Source organism: Sediminivirga luteola (assembly GCF_014639315.1).
GTDB lineage: Bacteria > Actinomycetota > Actinomycetes > Actinomycetales > Brevibacteriaceae > Sediminivirga > Sediminivirga luteola.
Genome location: NZ_BMFY01000025.1, coordinates 1 through 19,822, shown reverse-complemented (window position 1 = coordinate 19,822; position 19,822 = coordinate 1). Strand labels below are relative to the sequence as shown.

The 19,822-nt window shown below is 65.9% G+C and carries 11 protein-coding genes and 1 CRISPR repeat array; all 11 genes read left to right on the top strand.

The window, feature by feature from the left end:
- The coding region (locus IEW13_RS16850; protein WP_229745273.1) for a leucine-rich repeat domain-containing protein at window positions 1-451 on the top strand (451 nt) is incomplete at its 5' end.
- Window positions 451-4,110 (top strand): leucine-rich repeat domain-containing protein, encoded by a 3,660-nt coding sequence (locus tag IEW13_RS16845; protein ID WP_188552076.1) that lies wholly within the window; start codon window positions 451-453, stop codon window positions 4,108-4,110. The genes IEW13_RS16850 and IEW13_RS16845, both read left to right, overlap by 1 nt.
- A complete protein-coding gene (locus IEW13_RS16840; RefSeq protein WP_188552075.1) occupies window positions 4,107-6,092 on the top strand; it encodes a leucine-rich repeat domain-containing protein in 1,986 nt (661 codons plus the stop codon). Before IEW13_RS16845 ends, IEW13_RS16840 begins: the two co-directional genes overlap by 4 nt.
- 242 nt (window positions 6,093-6,334) lie before the next feature.
- The gene (locus tag IEW13_RS16835) at window positions 6,335-6,754 is read left to right on the top strand and encodes a hypothetical protein (RefSeq protein ID WP_188552074.1); all 420 of its coding nucleotides are present in this window, start codon (window positions 6,335-6,337) and stop codon (window positions 6,752-6,754) included.
- Between the two features lie 285 nt (window positions 6,755-7,039).
- Window positions 7,040-7,897 carry an ABC transporter ATP-binding protein gene (locus IEW13_RS16830; protein WP_188552073.1) on the top strand — a complete coding sequence of 286 codons (858 nt, stop codon included), beginning with the start codon at window positions 7,040-7,042 and terminating at the stop codon, window positions 7,895-7,897.
- Window positions 7,894-9,252: an FtsX-like permease family protein gene (locus IEW13_RS16825; RefSeq protein WP_188552072.1), complete on the top strand. Its 1,359-nt coding sequence runs from the start codon at window positions 7,894-7,896 to the stop codon at window positions 9,250-9,252. Before IEW13_RS16830 ends, IEW13_RS16825 begins: the two co-directional genes overlap by 4 nt.
- 90 nt (window positions 9,253-9,342) lie before the next feature.
- Window positions 9,343-10,683: a replicative DNA helicase gene (dnaB, locus tag IEW13_RS16820; RefSeq protein ID WP_188552078.1), complete on the top strand. Its 1,341-nt coding sequence runs from the start codon at window positions 9,343-9,345 to the stop codon at window positions 10,681-10,683.
- A gap of 414 nt (window positions 10,684-11,097) precedes the next feature.
- Entirely contained in the window at window positions 11,098-11,721 is a 624-nt protein-coding gene (locus IEW13_RS16815) for a type I-E CRISPR-associated protein Cas6/Cse3/CasE (protein ID WP_188552071.1), read from the top strand.
- A gap of 173 nt (window positions 11,722-11,894) precedes the next feature.
- A complete protein-coding gene (locus IEW13_RS16810) occupies window positions 11,895-13,181 on the top strand; it encodes a type I-G CRISPR-associated protein Cas7 (RefSeq protein ID WP_188552070.1) in 1,287 nt (428 codons plus the stop codon).
- A gap of 2 nt (window positions 13,182-13,183) precedes the next feature.
- Window positions 13,184-14,554: a type I-G CRISPR-associated protein Csb2 gene (csb2, locus tag IEW13_RS16805; RefSeq protein ID WP_188552069.1), complete on the top strand. Its 1,371-nt coding sequence runs from the start codon at window positions 13,184-13,186 to the stop codon at window positions 14,552-14,554.
- Window positions 14,551-18,588 carry a type I-G CRISPR-associated helicase/endonuclease Cas3g gene (gene cas3g / locus IEW13_RS16800; RefSeq protein ID WP_188552068.1) on the top strand — a complete coding sequence of 1,346 codons (4,038 nt, stop codon included), beginning with the start codon at window positions 14,551-14,553 and terminating at the stop codon, window positions 18,586-18,588. Before csb2 ends, cas3g begins: the two co-directional genes overlap by 4 nt.
- 40 nt (window positions 18,589-18,628) lie before the next feature.
- Window positions 18,629-19,506: direct repeats of the CRISPR family, unit length 23 nt; unit sequence GAAGCCGCCGCGTACGCGCGGGT.
- Window positions 19,507-19,822 lie beyond the last annotated feature (316 nt).

The window sequence follows — 19,822 nt, the reverse complement described above, 5'->3', positions numbered from 1 at the left end:
CTTCCAGGCCGCCCAGTGGGCAAGCCAGATCAGATGTCACCTATCGGTGCGGCAGTCCCACTCTGCCTTCCGCTCCAACTGGCTGACCAGCGTCACCATCTCTAATTCAGTGACCAGCATCGGCGACCAGGCCTTCGCTTACAACCAGCTGACCAGCGTCACCATCTCTGATTCAGAGACCAGCATCGGGAGAGCGGCCTTTTACGGCAACAACCTGACTAGTGTGACGATCCCTGATTCGGTGACCAGCATCGGGATCGGTGCCTTTGCACAGAACCCGATGATGTCCGCCTCGGTGCATGTGAACACACATCTGGGCACTGATGCGTTCCCCAGCTCCACCGTGATCGAGTGGCGGGACAGTTCGCCTGACCAGGCCAACATCGGGGAGACCGAGGAAACTCCCACCGAGGAGACCGCGCGCGAGGAACCAGAAGAGAGGCGCCCCTGATGGCGCACGGATTGGTGACCCGGGGTCTGCTTACCGCAGCCTCGGGCTTGGGCGTGCTCGGGCTGAGCGCGACCGGCGCTGCCGCTACCGGGTGGACGGACGAGGCCTCTGCCGGGTTCCAGGCGCAGGCCGGGACTTTCGGCGTGAGCGGTGATCTTGCGACCGCCCTGAGCTTTGAGCCTTTCACGCCGGGTGACGTCCAGGGCGCTTACTTCAGCCTGGCTCATGACGGTTCCACCGTCGATGGGGTGCTAGAGCCCCGTGGCGTGGCTGTCGATTATGACGGGGACGCCGGGGATTTCGCGTGGGGTCTCTATGCCGGTGGCACCGCATGCGCGGATGACCCGGAGGAGTTCGCCCAGGACAATGCTCCGATCGCCTCCGGTGACTCGCTCGATGCCCTCGACGAGGGCGCCGTCTCTCAGCTGCCGGTGCTCGACAGCAGCGGTGATCCCGCCAGTCACGGTCATTGCCTGGTCCTCACCGCCGCGGTGGGCATCGACCCTGACCTGGAGCACGAACTCGCCTTAGAACTGACGGCGCGGTCGGTGTCCAGCACTGACGATCCGGATGCGCCCCGGCCCCTGACGGACTACTGGACCGACTCGGTGTCGGCGACCGTCGGGCTTGAGACGGAGCCTGTCCAGGGGGAACAGCAGCCCACAGCCGAGGAGTGCTTCGAGTTCAACTCCAGTGACGGCACGATCACCGGGTATCGCGTGGAGGACGCTGACTGCGGGACCGACGTGGTGATCCCCGCCGAGATCGACGGAGCAGCTGTCACCAGGATCGGGAACAACGCTTTCCGAGAGATCGGTCTGACCAGTGTGACCTTCCCGGACTCGGTGATCACCATCGAGAACGACGCTTTCCGAAACAATAGTCTGACCAGCATCAACTTCGCTGACTCGGTCACTGGTGTCGGGAACTGGGCTTTCGCGTACAACGACCTGGACAGCGTGACGATCCCTGATTCGGTGACCTTCATCGGCAGTGTCGCTTTCTACGCCAATCGGCTCACCAGCGTCACCATCCCTGGTTCAGTGAACATAATCGGCATCAGCTCCTTCGCGAGTAATCGGCTGACCAGTGTGACGATCCCTGATTCGGTGACCAGCATCGGGAACAGGGCATTCTTTTCCAACCCGATGGTGACTGCCTCGGTACATGTGGACACCCAGCTGGGCGACGATGTGTTCCCTGAGGACACTGATGTCGAGTACCGCGGGGCGCCCACCCCAGCGGAATACTTCGTGTTCGAGCCGAGCACCGGCACGATCACCGGTTACAGCACGGACGGGCCTAAGGACGTGGTTATCCCCGCCGAGATCAACGATGTCGCTGTGACCGGGATCGGTACGTACGCCTTCCAGTACCGCGAGCTGGAAAGTGTGATAATTCCGGACTCGGTGACCAGCATCGGCGACGATGCCTTCTACGGCAACCGGCTGACCAGCGTGACGATCCCGGACTCGGTGACCAGCATCGGGTGGTGGGCTTTCGCCGACAACGGTCTCACGAGTGTTCGGATTCCTGATCCGGTCACCACCATCGAGAGCTACGCTTTCTACGATAACCCGATGAGCTCTGCCTCGGTGCATGAGGACACCCAGCTGGGACACAGTGTGTTCCCCGACCGAACTGTGATCACCTGGCGGACCGGCACCTGGCCGCGATTCTTCGTTTTCGACGCGAGCACCGGCACGATCACCGATTACCGCCCCGATGGGCCGAGAGATGTGGCGATCCCGGATCAGATCGACGGGGTAGCGGTGACCAGCATCGGCGACGATGCCTTCTACGGCAACCGGCTGACCAGCGTGACCATCCCTGAGTCGGTCACCAGTATTGGGGAGTCGGCTTTCGCCCTGAACGAGCTGACCGGTGTGCGAATCCCCGACTCGGTGACCACCATCGGGGACAGTGCTTTCCGGGACAACGGCCTGACCAATGCCACTGTGGGGAACTCGGTCACCACCATCGGCAACCGGGCCTTCCAGACCAACGGGCTGACCAGCGTGACGATCCCTGACTCGGTGATCACCATCGGTACGAGCGCTTTTGAGTTCAACGATCTGACCAGTGTCACCCTTGGGGACTCGATCACCAGTATGGGGGACACGGCTTTCGCGTCCAACGACCTGGACAGTGTCGCGATCCCCGGCTCGGTTACCGCCATCGGACGCTACGCCTTCTACAACAACAACCTGACCAGTGTGACGATCCCGGACTCGGTGACCAGCATCGGCGAGGGCGCCTTCTATGGGAACGAGCTGCCCAGCGTGACGATCCCTGACTCGATCACCAGCATCGACAGCTGGGTCTTCTATGGGAACGAGTTGCCCAGCGTGAGGATCCCTGACTCGGTGACCAGCATCGGCAATTCCGCCTTCCAGGGAAACAATCTGAGCAGCGTCTGGATCCCTGATTCAGTCACCACCATCGGCAACAGGGCCTTCATCGACAACCCGCTGGACACTGCCTCAATGTATGAGGGCACCCAGCTGGGAGACGAGGCGTTTCCCGAAGGGACCTCGGTCACCTGGCGGACCGGCACCTTGCAGAGGTTCTTCACCTTCGACGCGAGCACCGGTACCATCACCGCCTACAGCGCGGACGGGCCCAAGGACGTGGTCATTCCCGCTGACATCGACGATGTCGCTGTGACCGGCATCGGGGCAGGTGCCTTCGGGGGTAACGACCTGAACAGTGTGACGATCCCTGACTCGGTGACCAGCATCGACGAGGACGCTTTCCGGAACAACAACCTGATCAACGTCTCTTTCGGGGACTCGGTGACCACCATCGGCGAGGGTGCCTTCATGGGCAACGACCTGGCCACTGTGACGATCCCTGACTCGGTGACCAGCATCGGTGACGGCGCCTTCCGGAACAACATTCTGACCAGCGTCGCCTTCGGAGACTCGGTCACCAGCATCGGGGACTCCGCTTTCCGGTACAACGAACTGACCGGCGTGACCATCCCAGACTCGGTCACCAGCATCGGGGATTCGGCTTTCCGGAACAACAGCCTGGTCAATGTCACCGTGGGGAACTCGGTCACCAGCGTCGGGGATTCGGCTTTCCGGCACAATGCCCTGGGCAGTGTGGATCTCCCGGACTCGGTCACCAGTGTCGGGAACGGTGCCTTCGCGGACAACCACATAGACAGTGTCACGATCCCGGAGTCGGTCATCACCATCGGCGAGGACACCTTCCGGAACAACAGTTTGAGGAGGGTGACCATCCCTGATTCGGTCACCACCATCGGGAGTTACGCCTTCTTCGACAACCCGCTGGATGCTGCCTCTGTGCATGAGGGCACCCAGCTGGACGGCTATGTGTTCCCTCAGGACACCGTGATCACCTGGCGGACCGGGACCTCGCAGAGGTTCTTCACCTTCGAGGCAGACACCGGGACGATCACCGGTTACAGCGCGGAAGGGCCGAAGGACGTGGTCATTCCCGTCGAGATCTACGACGTCGCTGTGACCAGCATCGGGGAGGGCGCCTTCGCGGACAACGAGCTGACCAGCGTGACGATCTCGGACTCGGTGACGAGCATCGGCGAGGACGCCTTCCGGAACAACGGCCTGACCAACGTCGTTTTCGGGGACTCGGTCACCAGCATCGGGGAGNGTTCGTCCCGGACTCGGTGATCACTATCGGAGATTCGGCGTTCTGGGGGAACCCCCTGGAGTTCGCCTCAGTGCACGGGGATACCCAGCGGGGAGACGATGTGTTCCCCGCCGGCACGTACGTCGAGTACCGCACTCCGGTGGAGTACTTCAGTTTCGACGCGAGCACCGGCACGATCACCGGTTACCGTCAGGGCGGCGGGACAGATGTGGGGATCCCGGCCCAGATCGGTGGGGTAGAGGTGACCAGCATCGGCGACGATGCCTTCATCTCCAACAGCCTGACCAGCGTCACCATCCCGGACTCGGTCACCAGCATCGGGAGAAGTGCCTTTTACGGCAACAGCCTGATCAGCGTCACTTTCGGGGACTCGGTCACGAGCATCGGCGAGGACGCTTTCCGGAACAACAGCTTGACCAGGGTGACCATCCCGGGGTCGGTGACCAGCATCGTGAACGGGAGCTTCGCGGGCAACAATCTGACCAGTGTGACGATCCCGGATTCGGTGACGAGCATCGGGGAGGGCGCCTTCGCGGACAACGATCTGGACAGTGTGACCATCCCGGACTCGGTGACCAGCATTGGCGAGGATGCCTTCCGGAACAACAGCCTGGCCAATGTGACCATCCCGGGCTCGGTGACCAGCATCGTGAACGGGAGCTTCGCGGGCAACAATCTGACCAGTGTGACGATTCCGGATTCGGTGACGAGCATCGGGGCGAGCGCCTTCGCGGACAACGATCTGGACAGTGTGACCATCCCGGACTCGGTGACCAGCATCGGCGAGGACGCCTTCCGGAACAACAGTCTGACCGGCGTGACGCTCCCGGGGTCGGTGACCAGCATCAGCGCCGGGGCGTTCCGTGACAACGAGCTGGACAGCGTGTTCGTCCCGGATTCGGTGACCAGCATCGGCAACAGCGCTTTCGCCGGAAACCCGATGGGTTCTGCCTCGGTGCGTGAGGGCACTGAGCTGGGAGCCGATGCGTTCCCGGGTAGCGCCGACATTGAGTACCGCACACCGGCGGGGTACTTCACCTTCGACGCAAGCGTCGGAACCATCACCGGCTACAGCGTGGACGGGCCGAACGATGTGGTGGTCCCGGCTCAGATCGACGGAGTAGAGGTGACCAGCATCGGGGGCAGCGCTTTCCAGGGCTACGGGCTGACCAGCGTCACGATACCCGGCTCAGTCACCAGCATCGGGGAGAGTGCCTTCGCGGGCAATGACCTGGACAGTGTGACGATCCCTGACTCGGTGACCAGCATCGGCGCCAGAGCCTTCGAGCACAACGGCCTGACCAGTGTTACCTTCGGGAACTCGGTGACCAGCATCGGTGAGGACGCCTTCCGGAACAACAGTCTGACCGGCGTGACGCTCCCGAGGTCGGTGACCAGCATCGACGCCGGGGCATTCCGTGACAACGATCTGGTCACCGTGTTCGTCCCGGACTCGGTGACCAGCATCGGCAACAGCGCCTTCGCCGGAAACCCGATGGGTTCTGCCTCGGTGCGTGAGGGCACTCAGCTGGGAGCCGGTGCGTTCCCCGGTAGCACCCAGATCGAGTACCGCACACCGGCGGGGTACTTCACCTTCAACGCGACGTTCGGCATGATCACCGGCTACAGCCAGAACGGCCCGAAGGACGTGGTCATTCCTTCCGAGATCAACGGAGTGCGGGTCAGAACAATCGGCGCGGCCGCCTTCCAGAACAGAAGTCTGACCAGCGTGACGATCCCGAACTCAGTGACCATCATTCAGTCGTACGCCTTCCAGGGCAACAACCTGACCAGTCTCACCATCCCGGACTCGGTGACGGGCATCGAAAGTGCTGCCTTCTCGTTCAACGAGTTGACTGATGTGTTCATCCCCGACTCGGTGAGGAGCGTCGGCCAGCAGGCCTTCAGCACAAACCCGATGGCCTCGGCCTCGGTGCATAGGGACACTTATATAGGTCCCAGCGCGTTCCCAGCCAGTACTGTCATTCAGTACCGCAGATAGTCACGGCCAGACGGATTCTGCCCACACGAACGCCAGCCACGAACCTGGCGAACCCCGGAGCACCGAGGAATCCGCGGCCGAGGAAGAAATGGCGGCGGAAGGGACGCTGACTGATGGGCTGGCCCGCGCCGCTGCGTAGCGCGGGCCGCCTGAGCAGGGCCGGGCGGTCCTCGTGCTGGCGGTCCGGCCCGCTCCCTGCGCCCGTGGGGCCTGTGTGGGCAGGGGTGGGCGATAATCGGGAGATGAACGCCACCACGGCCACGACGATGGCCGCCCTGGGTGCCGCTGCAGCGCTGCTGAGTGTGGTGCTGATTGCCGGTCCGGACTGGATTCCAGGCGGTGATCTGGTCCAGAACGCCTATCTGGCCACGGCGTTCCTGGTGGTGCCGCTGATCAGTGTCATCCTGCTGACGCTGGCCGTATTGCGGGCCGGTCTGCCCGCTGTCACGCGGCGCTGGCTGCTGCTGATCCTCGCGGTCTTCGGTGCCGGTGTCATCGTCCTGCAGCTGGCCGGGGTGCTGCTGGAAACCTGGCTGGGCCCGGAGAACGACACTGTTCTCACCGTGCTGGTGACGGGCCTGCTGGGCAGTTTCTTCTACCCGCTGCCGGCCTGCCTGGTGACAGTCATCGTCAGCGTCCGGAGCAGAACGCCCGGCAGCTGAGCCGCCTGGCGCGTCATCCGGGTGTCCGAGGGTTCCGCGGTACGGCCCCTGTACTGTACATCCTGCCAGCCTTGAACTGTTCGCCCTGCCAAGCATCGGTCCTGGTGTGGTGGCAGCCTCACCGGATCGCAGAAGCAGTGCGCGGCGAATCCACGCGGCTCACGGCACCGGGGTTGCCTCCTCATCCCGCATAGCCCGGCATCCTCCTGCAGGCGTAGGGTGCCGGGGAAGAACCCGCCTCCAGGATGAGGACGCCGCCGGGGCGACGGCGGAAGAATCACCGGCATGAACACCACACCACACGATTCCGGCACCCCGATTCCCGCCCCGCCCGTCGCACCACCCCACCCCGGCCCGGCGGGCGTGCAACCTCTCCTCCAGGCGACGAACCTCGTCAAGACGTACCCCGGCGCCCATGCCCTTCGCGGCGTCAGCATCGGCGTCTCACGCGGCCAGGCGCTGGCCATCATGGGACCGTCCGGGTCCGGCAAGACCATGCTCCTGCACTGCCTGGCCGGGCTCATCACTCCCGACGCCGGTACCGTGGCATTCCAGCCCGGCGGCGGGCCACCGGTCCAGGTGAGCACCCTTGACCGGCGGGAGAGAGCGCGGCTGCGCCGTGAGTCGTTCGGGTTCGTCTTCCAGCAGGGCCTGCTGATGCCCGAGCTCACCGCCGTGGAGAACATCGCCGTGGCGGGCATGCTCGGCGGGATGAAACGGCAGGTCGCCTTCGCCGCAGCCATGGACTGGCTGCACAGCCTCGGCCTGGAAGCGCACGCGGGCAAACGCATCGGGCAGCTCTCCGGCGGGCAGGCACAACGCGTGGCCGTCGCCCGCTCGCAAATCACCAGCCCGGAGATCACCTTCGCCGACGAACCCACCGGGGCGCTCGACTCGCACACCTCCCACGAGGTGATGAGCATCCTCCTGGCCAGCACCGCCGGCGCCGGCCGCGCCCTCGTCGTGGTCACCCACGACCCGCACGTCGCGGCACGGGCGCACCATCGGATCCACGTGCGGGACGGACTTATCGACGACGGCAAGGCGCAGGGCACGGCACGTGTGGACGGTACAGCACACGTCGGCGGTGCGGCGGGCGTGGACGGCGTCGGCGGCGCGGCAGGCGTGGAAGGTGCGGCATGAGCGCCCGGGCCGTACTGCCGCTGCTGATCAACCGGCGTAGCCTCAGCCAGCGCACCAGCGTGCTGACCGTCATCGCCTACGCGGTGCCCACCGCGATCATCCTGACGGTGGCCGGCGGTGCCTGGGCGTTCTTCCGCTGGACGCCCGAGAGGTTCCCTGGCACCGAGGACCTTTCCGGCATGTACCAGGTGCTGGCGGTGTTCGCCTCTATCCTGCTGCTCATCCCGGCCGCCAATCTGGGTGCGGCCGCAGCCAAGCTCTCCGCCCGGCGCAACGACCTCCGGCTCTCCACGCTGTCCCTGTTGGGTGCCTCCCCCGGGACCGTGCGCGCCGTCGCCCTGGCCGAGCCACTGCTCCTGGCCGGGGTGGGCATCCTCGCCGGCGTGCTGGGCTACTTGGCGATGCTGCTGCCGTTCAGCCGGATCCACTTTCAGAACGAGCCCCTGGGATACACCGCCATGCTGCTGCCCTGGTGGGCGCTGCTGGCCGGCATCGCGGTGATGGCGGTACTGAGCCTGGTGAGCGCCGCCCTGGGGCTGCGCCGGGTGAGCGTGTCACCCTTGGGCGTGCGGATGCGGCAGCAGGCGCAACGAGCTGGAGTCTTGCGGGTCGTCATCGGCGGTGTGCTCCTGGCGGGCGCCTGCGCGGTCGCCGTGGGGTTGAACGTGGTGCCGCTCGGTGCGGGCGTGGCCATCGGCGTCGCGCTGGGCGTGGTGGCTGCCGGGCTGTTGATCCTGGGTCTGATCGGCGGCTGGATCGTGCAGCTGAGCGGACGCATCGCCGCCAAGGTCGCTACCCGCCCGCAGGACCTGATGGCCGCCCGGATCGTGTGCGATGTGCCCAAGCAGTGCTGGCAGCGGGTGTCCGGCCTGGCGATGACCGCCTTCGCCGCGGTGTTCCTCGGCGCCGGGGTCGCCATCATCTCCGAGGCCAACGCCGAGGCGATGAACCCTGCGGAAGCGGCCCTCATGGTCGACATCCGCACCGGCCTGCTGCTCACCGTCGGCATCGCGTTCCTGCTGATCGGCGCGACCGCCGTGATCAACCAGAACGTTGACATCCTGGACCGGGCCGAGGTCTACCGCGGGCTGCACGCGGTCGGCATGGGCGATGCCGCCCTCACCCGGCTGAGCATCCGTACCGTGACGATCCCGGTGGCCGCATCGATCGTCTTCGGGGTGTTCTCCGCGCTGGTGCTGGCGCTGCCGCTGGTGGGCATGGCCCTGGTGTTCGCGCCGCTGAGTATGCTCGCCTGCGCTCTGGTGTGCGTGCTGGGGACGCTGCTGCTGTGGCTGGCGGTGCGCCTGTCCGGGCGGGCGGTCCTGGGCGTCGCCGATGTCGCCCGCACCGTCTGAGGGCGTAGTGAGAGTCCCGGCGGGCCCGGGGGACTTAGAATGAACCGGTCGGCAATCGTGGACTCGGGGAGGGGGATCGTGAGCGCGGAGATGGACGCCCGGCCGGAAGCGGATCTGGGGATGCGCACGCCGCCGCAGGACATCGTGGCCGAGCAGAGCGTGCTCGGCGGCATGATGCTCTCCAAGGACGCCATCGCCGACGTGGTGGAGAACCTGCGCCCCGAGGACTTCTACAAGCCGGCGCACGAGACCATCTACGGCTGCATCCTGGATCTCTACGCGCGCGGCGAGCCGGCCGACTCCGTGACGGTCGCCAATGAGCTGACCAAGTCCGGTGACCTGGCCCGCGTCGGCGGCGGCGCGTATCTGCACACGCTGATCGCTTCGGTGCCGACTGCGGCGAACGCCGGTTTCTACGCGAACATCGTCCGGGAGCGGGCGCTGCTGCGCCGTCTGGTGGAGGCCGGCACCAGGATCGTGCAGATCGGCTACGACGCGCAGGGCGACGCCGAGGCCGTGGTGAACCAGGCGCAGGCGGAGATCTACTCGGTCACCGAGCGCAACGCCTCCCAGGACTACGTGGTCCTAGGTGAGATCGTGCAGGAGACGGTCAACGAGATCGAACGCGCCGGTGACGCCGGGGACGGGCCCTCGGGCGTGCCCACAGGCTTCGAGGAGTTCGACGAGCTCACGCATGGCCTGCACGGCGGTCAGATGATCGTCATCGCCGCCCGTCCCGGTGTCGGTAAGTCGACGTTCGCGCTGGACATCGTCCGCTCGGCGTCGATCCGGCATCGGCTCACCTCTGTGGTGTTCTCCCTGGAGATGAGCAAGACCGAGCTGACCACGCGTCTGCTTTCGGCGGAGTCGGACATCCCCCTGCAGCGGCTGCGCACCGGCGATCTGGACGACCGCGACTGGACCCGCCTGGCCACCACGATGAGCGAGATCACCGAGGCGCCGCTGTTCATCGACGACAGCCCGAACATGGCGCTCACGGAGATCCGGGCGAAATGCCGGCGGCTCAAGCAGCAGCATGATCTGCAGCTGGTGGCGGTGGACTACCTGCAGCTGATGACTTCGGGTAAGAAGGTCGAGTCCCGTCAGCAGGAGGTCTCGGAGTTCTCCCGTTCGCTGAAGCTGCTGGCCAAGGAGCTGGAGGTGCCGGTGATCGCGCTGTCGCAGCTGAACCGTGCCTCCGAGCAGCGCACGGACCGCAGGCCGATGATCTCTGATCTGCGTGAGTCCGGTTCGATCGAGCAGGACGCGGACATGGTCATCCTGCTGCACCGCGAGGACATGTACGACAAGGAGCACGAGCGCGCCGGCGAGGCCGATGTGATCGTCGCCAAGCACCGTAACGGCGAGACGCGCACCATCCCGGTGGCGTTCCAGGGCGCCAAGTCCCGCTTCGCCAACATGCCGCGGTAGGCGGGGTTTTTCGAGCGCGGGGTGTGCAGCCGCTTCCGGCAGGATCCGTGCTGATGCCCCACACCACCTACAGGCGCGACCAGTTCAACGTTTCGTCTTTTCTTTTAGGTTCCGCGACTTGCCGGCTTGGAGAGCAGCCGCAGGACGTCTTCTCTGCATCCTCCGCGCGTTTTCTTGCCGCGCCCATCATCTCCCGATCGCTTGCCATAAGTCTGGCCTAGCGCTGACGGCGGAGACTTGCCGTCATGGTTGTCCGTGGTGCCCGATACCGTTCATTTTGCTCGGAGATCCGGTACGAGCCAGGACCTGCACGCCGAGGAAACGAAATAGTGCGGCTCCTGCACGTCGCGTATTTAGACAGGGAAGGACGCTGTGATGGTGAAATCCTTAGTGACCCGTTCAACGATAAGTCCAGTGGTGCGCGATCTCATTGCGCATAATGCGGAGAAAGGCCACGCATTTGTGATGACGGCGTTCCGAGACGGGCTCGGGCCTCATCCGCGGTCGGAAGTGAAGGCGCTCTGGCGGTTGGAATCAGAGAAGGCTCAGTTAATCGTGCAGTCAGCTTCTGCTCCCGAGCGCCCCGAGTTGCTTGGCGCGGTCATCGATATGTCACCCGCGTTCGTTCCGGCACGTGGAGACAGGGTCGAGGTCCGGATCAGTCTCAGTTGCCTCAAGACACCCCCGTCTGACATTCCGGTGGAACTCCGCAGCACCTTGAAGTCCGTGCCGAAGAAGACAGGGAAGGGCGGTCGCTGCTACCGGTCGAAGCAGGTCCTCGTTCCGGAAGAGGAACGCTCGGCCTGGGCGCGGCGACGGCTGGAGAGAGTCGGGCTGGACGTCGATTACGAGACGCTCACCATCAGCCGCGTCCGCTACGCCTCCCTGGGAGGACCGCGAAAAGGCATCCCGTTCGTGGACCTCCGCGCTGAGGCGATGGTTACTGACGGCGCGGAGGTTGAGAAAGCAGTGGTGTCCGGGGTAGGCCGCGGCAAGAACTACGGCCTGGGGCTCCTCCGCCTCCGGCACCTGCCCTGAGCGGCCCGCACTGGCGCTTGTGCGCGGGGCTGCGACTTCCCGTGAGGACAGCGTCGGCCGGCGGTTTAAGCCCGGCGTAATGCGCGGCTGGGCCGCGCCGGTGAGCTTCTTTCTTTGACCCTCGAGCGAGAGCTTCAAGTACCGCTTTTCACACACCGAACGGAGAACATCCCATGAGTAGCACTCTCAAAGACATCGTGGCCGCGCATGTGGCCGACCCGGCCGTCAGCGGGCTGATCATCGAGACCGAGTACGAACCGCTCGGAGGACGGGCGGCAACGGTAGCTCCGCCGACGTATGCCAAAGAGAACCGAAACGATCCACCGCGGCATGCCGTGACTCAGGAGGCTTTCCGGCCCGAAGCGGACGAGAACGGGTGGTTCCACGCCATCCGTCTAGGTGAGGACGGCCAGCCGGTGCTGGTGCCACGCGTCGTGCTAGACGGCGTGGCCTCCCAGAGTGGACGTGCGGAGTGCGCGCTGTGGGAGCAGCAGCATCGCTTGGGACTGGCCCTGCCAGGGGTCATCGTCAGTGGCGAGAAAGCGGCCGTCGACGTCGACGACCCGGCGCTCCGCGAGGCGTTGAACATCACGGTGAGCACCTGGGACCTGTCGCACCGGCAGAACGATGCCTGGCTGAAATTCGCCACGGAAGACGGCAAGACACAAGTGTGGCAACAAGAGATTGGCGACGTCTCCGCACCGGGTGCCAACCTCAAGACGCTGATCACGCAGGCCAGCCCCGAGAACGCCGGTCTGCTCTTCCGCCACTTCCCGAATTCCGCCGTGTACGGGTTCTGGCTGTCCTCAGGTGTTGCGCAGCGTCACAGGCTGGCGCGCGCCTACTCGTCGGAGATCGTCGGCTACGGCGCACACCCGGTCATTGCCGGCACCACCAAGCTCGACCCCGTCGGAGGCGCCTCGAACGAGAGCCAGGTGACCGTGAAGGACGGGACGAAGCTCACCGTGGCAGAGAAGCGCGTCGGTAAGACCGGCCGCCCCTCGGAGGCGGGCTTCGGCCAGGTGCCCGCAGATGCGGTCGTACGGGCATACGTCTGTGAGCTCATCCTGCAGCAGTCGAGCGTCTCCCTTCAGGCGCTTCGCTCCTTGCGTTTCGAGACACCAGAACAGTCCCAGGCCGCGCTCACCGTCCTGACCCTGCTGGCGATGGCTGGCCGTGTGCTCGGAAACGAGGACGGATTCCTGCGGTCCGGTTGCGCCCTCGTCGCGGTGGACGAACGCTGGGGATGGCGCCGCCACGGCCAGCGCGCACCCGAGGCGCTCGATGCGCCCACCGTCGACGACCTGGCCGAGGCACTCCAGGAAGCACTCGCCGATGCCCGCAAGACGGGCCTGGACTTCGCCGCCCCCATCGAGGTGCAGTTCTCCGCCGAGGAACGACAGCTCATCAAGAACCGCGTCGTCACGGAGTCGACCAAGGTCAACGAGGACGGGGACTGAACGTGCTGGCCATCGACGTGCACTGGTACCGGAACTCGTACCACGGCCTGCGGGCTGACGGCACCGCGGAATGGCCGCCAAGTCCCGCCAGGCTGCTCGGAGCGCTCATGGCCGGGGCATACCGGCTCCAGGACCCGACCGCTCGCGAACACGCCCTTGCCGCGATACGGCGAATCAGCGCAGCTCCGCCCCCGGTTCTTGACGTGCCCGAGGTGCGGCCGTTGAACATCCCGGACACCTACACGGAGAAGACGTGGTCACCAGTGAGAATCACCGCCAGCGATGCAAAGAACTGGCTGAACCTGGAGCATCTGTCCATGCCGACCAGCTCGCGGGCAGCTAAGCCGCAGGACGGCGTCGCGCTCGCCGACTCACGGCTCACCGCCTACGTGGACGTTGATCTGCCGGCTACGCAGTTCGACTCGCTCGTGGCCGCGGCCGCGGAGGTACCGTATTTCGGCCGGTCCCATGACCCGGCGGACATCGTCGTGCGGCGAGCGGAGAAGGACGAACCGGCTCAACTGGCGCCGACCGGTACCCGCCGTACCCTCCGGCCCCGGCAGAGTCGTCGCGGTGACATACGCGGCTGGCTACCGCACACCGTCGACTGGTACGAAGCCAACCACGCGCGGATCCTCGGCGAGGACCCCGCGATCAACAGCCTTCCGCCCATCCCCGCGGACGGCAATGTGGAATGGCTCCGCTACGTTCCGGCGAAAGACGCCGACGGCCCATGCGAGATCATCCCGCTGGACTCGTCGGTACCGCATCATCGCATCCCGGGAGTGATCGCGCAGATCAATCAGGTGCTGCGTGACAACACCGACTCGCTGGAACTGCCCTGGCTTGCGTTTGCCGCCACAGTGAGCGCTCATGCCCATGCCGACGGCCGATGCGTCGGAGTCGGCATCACCCTCCATCCTGCTGCCGACGTTGACCCGGTCTCGGTCGGACCGGAGCACCTCGACCGCGCGGCAGGTGCCGTCGAGGCTGCCCTCACAGGCATCACGTTGCCAGGTCCCGGCCGTCGCGTAGGACAACCAGCAGCCTTGACCGCGAACAAGTGGACGCGCTCGTCTTCACGGTGGGTCTCGGTGACCCCGCTGCGGGAGTTCCCGGACGATCGTGTGCTCGAAGCCAAACTGACCGAAGCCTTACGCGGGCGCTTCGGCGTTGAACTCACGCGCCTGGCATGCCGGAGGCTTCCCATCCACGACTACGAAGCCGTCTGGTCCGAAGTCACCCTTCACGACGGCTTCGGGCAGTGGTGGCTGGAGATGGAGCTGAGCGAACCCATAGCAGGGCCGCTCCTCTTGGGCGCATCGAATGAGTTCGGTTTCGGGCTGCTTCAGCCTGTGGAGGGAGCCGTATGAACATCACCGATCCAGGGGAGAACTTCCCCTCCTTCTCAGAGTTCTTCGCCGCCACTCACGACGGGCGCAGCCCGTATCCGTGGCAGATCGCCCTGGCCGAGCGAGTGCGGGCCGGTACCTGGCCAATGGTCATCGAGGTGCCCACCGGGCTCGGCAAAACCGCGAGTATCGCTGTGGCGGTCTACGAACTCGCACGGCAAACCCATCGGCGGAAAGTCGACCAGGAGGCGGGCAGGGAGCCGGCACAGCGCACCGCTCCCCAACGGATCATCCACGTGGTTAACCGCCGCACCGTCGTCGACGATGCAGGAAACTACGCGAAGAAGCTGGCGGTGAGGATCAACGAGCCCGCCGAGGGCTCCCCCCTCCACCCGGTGCGGAGCGCCCTGAGCGCTCTGCTCGGGAGGGGCGACGAGACACCGGTCGTGGCCACCCAGCTCCACGGCGCCAGTCCGGCAGAAGCGGCATGGCTGCGTGCCTCCGGCTGCGTGATCATCTCGATGACCCCGCATCAACTGGTCTCCCGGCTGCTCATGCGAGGTTTCGGCGTGGCAAACGGCGCCCGTCCCATCCATGCCGCGCTTGTGGGCATCGACCGGCTGATCCTCATGGACGAACCGCACCTGGCCGTACCGTCCATCAACGCCATCGCCGATGCGGACGGCCTCCAACGGGGTGCGGCCGAAGATCTCGGGGTGCCGCTTGGCGGACTCAGCCTTCTCGGGGCGACCGTGCCCCCGGCGGCGGCAGAAGCCGTCGGCGCGACTCCGGAGACGACACTGCGCATCGACAGCCGGCCGGTCTCCGAAGAGCCCGAAGAGTCCGCCATCGCCGAGGCAGCACGGCGGGAACACGCCCACCGTCGTCTCCTTCTCCACCGTCTCAAGGGCACCGGTGAGGGAGCGTTCGCCACCGCGCTCGCCGGCCAGGCGATTAAAGCCAAAGACGCTGGGGCGTCACGTGTCGGAGTGTTCGTCAATACCGTCTCCATGGCTCAGCAGGTCTACCAGATCCTGGACGCTCAACAACCCCAGCCTGGTGACCGGAGCGAACTGCGCCTGCTGACCTCACGGTTCCGCGGACTCGAACGGCCCGTGGTACCAGAGGCGCCGGCAGGCATCACGGTGACAACCCAGGCATTGGAGGTCGGCGTCGACATCAGCTTTGACGCTCTCGTCACCGAATTGTGCTCCTGGGATGCCCTCGTACAGCGGCTGGGCCGGCTTAACCGGGACGGAAGACGGGACCGCGCTGAAGCGCATCTGGTGACCGGTCCGGAAGGAAGAATCCGCGCAGGAACGCAAGCGGTCTACGGCGAAGACGCGGAAGCTCTGGAGAACCTTCTCAGGCAGGCTGTGATCACCGGCGCGTCGACGGCCGATGGCGAGGGCTTCGACGTCTCGCTGCGCGGCGTGGATGCCCTACGCGCCTTGGCCGAGCGGGAAGGTCTGGTCCTTAACGGTCAGGCTCAGCGAGTCGGTACATTGCATCGCGGACTGGTCCCCTTGATGGTGCAGACACGTCCGGCACCCCGCCCCGATCTGCCCGTTGATCCTTTCATCGCCGGACCCGATGCCTCCCGTGACCAGGAGGTACTGGTTGCCTGGCGTTCGCTGCTGGATCGTCTGGATGAGCCCGGAGCCACTGTGCCCGAGACCGAGTACGTGACCCTGCCGCGCGCTCAGGTGATGAGATTCCTGCGGGGTGAGAGGGCAGGAGAGCTGTCGGATCTCGACCTCGGCATGGAAGAGCCGCCCACGGGGCAGGGCTCCGAGCAGGTGCCCTACACAGCCATCAGGATCTGGGACCCGCAGGCTGAGAGATGGAAGCGGCCGGAATCGCGGACGGATCTCTGGCGGGCGCGGGCACTCGTCCTGCACACCGGCATCGGCGGCTATGCCCCGCGGTTGGGATGGACCGGGAGCGAAGAGCATGCGCCGGTGCCCGATCTGTCCCTGGCGGCGACCGTCCTTCATGCTCGCGAGTGGTTCACCAACGGCAAAGGCACACTGCCTCGAGGCGCGGAACTGGCGGTCACCGCCGCCAGCCTCGATGGGCTGGAGGCGCTGCTACCGCGATTGGGCGATGAGGCGTCTGCGGCCGTCAGTGCTTTCCGCGACGACCTCGCACCTCATCTTGAGGCGCTGAGGGACACGGACGAAGAGTTCGATCCTGTCGTCTTCGAATCAGCAGCCGAGCACGCCGCGACCAGTGCATTGACCCTGCTGGCTGAGATGCTGCCGGAACGCCCCATCGCGCACAGGTGCCGGGTCACACCGGTCATGGCGAGCCGGGCCGGGATCGTGCTGCAGGTGGCATGGCCGCTCCGTTACCGCGGCCGCCGGACGGGCGCTGCCGGGGAGGCCGTCGAACGGCGGGCGATCAGCTTGAGAACACACGGTAAACAGGTCGCCGTTTACGCTCGATCTGATGCCGATGCCGCGGGTCTGAGCGCTCATCTGGCAGGTCTTGTCCTGCTTGGCGGCCGGGTGCACGATGTTGGGAAACGAGATCCGCGGTTCCAGCATTACCTTCGAGGCGACGCGGAACCCACCCCGTCGCCCGATGGAGGTTTGTCAGGGAGTGCCGTGGCTGATCTGGACTCGGGGGACCTCCTCGCAAAGTCAGACCGGAGCGCGGATCGACGCGGGGGCAGCTGGGTGCGTGAACAAACGCTGCGGCGGGCGGCCCAACTGCCGGACGACTGGCGGCACGAGGCTGAAAGCGTCCGTATTCTGCGGGACCGTGCCAAGGCCCTGCCCTGTGCAGAGCATTTAGTTCCACTTCTATGCCATCTGGTTGGTGCTCACCATGGCAATTACCGTCCAGGGTTTCCGCCTGTGCTCAGCGGGCGAGAAGACTTCGATGACCAGGTCGAGGGGTTCTCCCACGCCGAGGAGTTTCTCCGGCTGAACGATCAGTACGGGCCGTGGGGTTTGGCATACCTGGAAACGCTCGTGCGGCTGGCCGACTGGCGGGCCTCGGCGCAGCCGGACCCGGATGTGGAGGTGGAACCGGACCCGCTGGAAGCGCCGGGGCCGGCGGATGAGCCTGTGCCGACGAAGAAGCGCGATCCTGCCGCCAGCACGTCGACGGAGCAGAAACGGGAGCTCCGTGGCTTGATCACTCATCCGCTCACGGGCTGGTTCACCGTGGTTGGTCTACTCGCGTCGGCGCTCGACCTCGGTGACCGGGACGCCGCGGTGCAGTGGGACGGTGGCGGAAATGCCGGTGCCCCGCTGGTGCCCGTCTTCTCCTCACGGCTCCCGCTGGAGACGCTCGTGACGAACGCCGTGAACACGGAAAAGTGGCGGCGGGGCAATGAGCTGGTGGCGAGCGTTCTTGACGTCGGCAAGGGGCTGGGAAGAAAGAACCAGAAGCTGCCCCAGGTGACGAAGATGCGCGAACTTCTTCAGCGAGCAGCTGCCGAAGGGCACGAACTTGTCCTGGGACTCGTTACCGACCTGCCGGCGGCGACGGGGGAGGGAGAGAAGGCTCAGGTGCTCCTCCCGATAGTTCCGTGGCCCAACAATTTCAGCTATCCGGAGGTTGCGCTCAAACGAGCTGGGCGGGACGACGTGGTGGAGCGGATGGTTGCGGCTCTGCTCGATCCGAATGCCGGTTACGAGCCGGAACCGTGTGACGGCGGTATGGATCGCGCGGTCGCCGCAGTGCCGCTTATCAACGGCGTGGGGGAGGCCGGATCCGGCCGTATGACACGGGCGGCACTCGCCCCGCTGGCGGTCCTGGGCATGGCGCGCGTGGGCCATGCTGGGGGCGGGCCGCTGGGAGTCATCGGTTCGGGCGAGGCGTCGAAGCTGCGACTGCCGCTGCCCACACGTCCCACCGGGTTTGACGAGCTCCGTGCGCTGCTGATGGCCGTATGGACATCGCCACGGTGGAACTGGGCAGCTGTAGACAGCGCGTGGGTGTTGGAGTTCCGCCGGCTGAAGAAGGGAGATTCTGACATGAGCTGGCAAGGTGGCGCCGTCCGGCGTCGAGGTTTCGTTGCCAGCCTCTCGGAAAGCGAATGAAAACGGGTACTCCGGTCGATAAAGTGCCTGGTCAAGAAGTGAAGCCGCCGCGTACGCGCGGGTGAGCCCAGGCCCGCCAGCGTCTCTACCGCGCCTGCCTCGAAGCCGCCGCGTACGCGCGGGTCAGCCCGGCTCGCTACCGCGCCAGAGCAGGTAGCGGCCGAAGCCGCCGCGTACGTGCGGGTCAGCCCCGGTTCTTCACTGGCCCCGCCTGCTGGGAGGGGAAGCCGCCGCGTACGCGCGGGTCAGCCCTGGCCCGATTCAATGCCCTCCGGGTCGAGATCGAAGCCGCCGCGTACGCGCGGGTCAGCCCATCAAGTTCACCCACGAGGTCACACGGCTGCAGAAGCCGCCGCGTACGCGCGGGTCAGCCCAGCGCCCACAGGCCCAGCAGCAGCCACACGCCAGAAGCCGCCGCGTACGCGCGGGTCAGCCCGGTGCTGTGGACCGTGACGACCTGCCCTGACTGAAGCCGCCGCGTACGCGCGGGTGAGCCCAGCCGCTGCCGACCCCGGTGAATCCGGACGCTGAAGCCGCCGCGTACGCGCGGGTGAGCCCGGGGAGTCGCGGAGCGCGACCATCACGACCGAGAAGCCGCCGCGTACGCGCGGGTGAGCCCGTGCTCGTACACGTACCGGTGGGGGCGTACTGGAAGCCGCCGCGTACGCGCGGGTGAGCCTCCGGGGGGATCGGCCACCGGTGGGTCAAAGCGAAGCCGCCGCGTACGCGCGGGTGAGCCCGAGTCCGATCTGGTCCGCCTCAAAGCCGTCCGGAAGCGGCCGTGTACGCGCGGGTGAGCCCCGACCGGTAGATCCGCATGGTGGATGGCAGCCGAAGCCGCCGCGTACGCGCGGGTCAGCCCCGGCGCACCGTCACCCGCTGGGAGGCCAGCGAAGAAGCCGCCGCGTATGCGCGGGTCAGCCGGGCTGCGTCGTCTTCGAGCCAACCACACCCCGAGGCACGCATCGGGCGGGACAGGGGGCCAGCCTCAGTTGAATCTGAAGAGTAGTTCCAGACCAAGTCTTGTCCGGAGGCCGGCGTCCACAGATTGGCTAGGGGCTCTAGCGTGACACTGCAATGAGGGGTTGACTAAACTCATGACGAAACGCCGGGACATCATCAGGCGCATTGTGGAGGCCGCGAAGGAACGAGGGGACTGCCGCACCGATAGGTGACATCTGATCTGGCTTGCCCACTGGGCGGCCTGGAAGGATGTGTACCATGCCCGCTCCCT

What these genes read in the sequence shown, in the direction of transcription:
- IEW13_RS16830 (WP_188552073.1), top strand. Translation starts at nt 7,040, where the DNA reads ATGAACACCACACCACACGATTCCGGCACCCCGATTCCCGCCCCGCCC.
- dnaB (WP_188552078.1), top strand. Translation starts at nt 9,343, where the DNA reads ATGGACGCCCGGCCGGAAGCGGATCTGGGGATGCGCACGCCGCCGCAG.
- IEW13_RS16825 (WP_188552072.1), top strand. Translation starts at nt 7,894, where the DNA reads ATGAGCGCCCGGGCCGTACTGCCGCTGCTGATCAACCGGCGTAGCCTC.
- IEW13_RS16835 (WP_188552074.1), top strand. Translation starts at nt 6,335, where the DNA reads ATGAACGCCACCACGGCCACGACGATGGCCGCCCTGGGTGCCGCTGCA.
- IEW13_RS16810 (WP_188552070.1), top strand. Translation starts at nt 11,895, where the DNA reads ATGAGTAGCACTCTCAAAGACATCGTGGCCGCGCATGTGGCCGACCCG.
- cas3g (WP_188552068.1), top strand. Translation starts at nt 14,551, where the DNA reads ATGAACATCACCGATCCAGGGGAGAACTTCCCCTCCTTCTCAGAGTTC.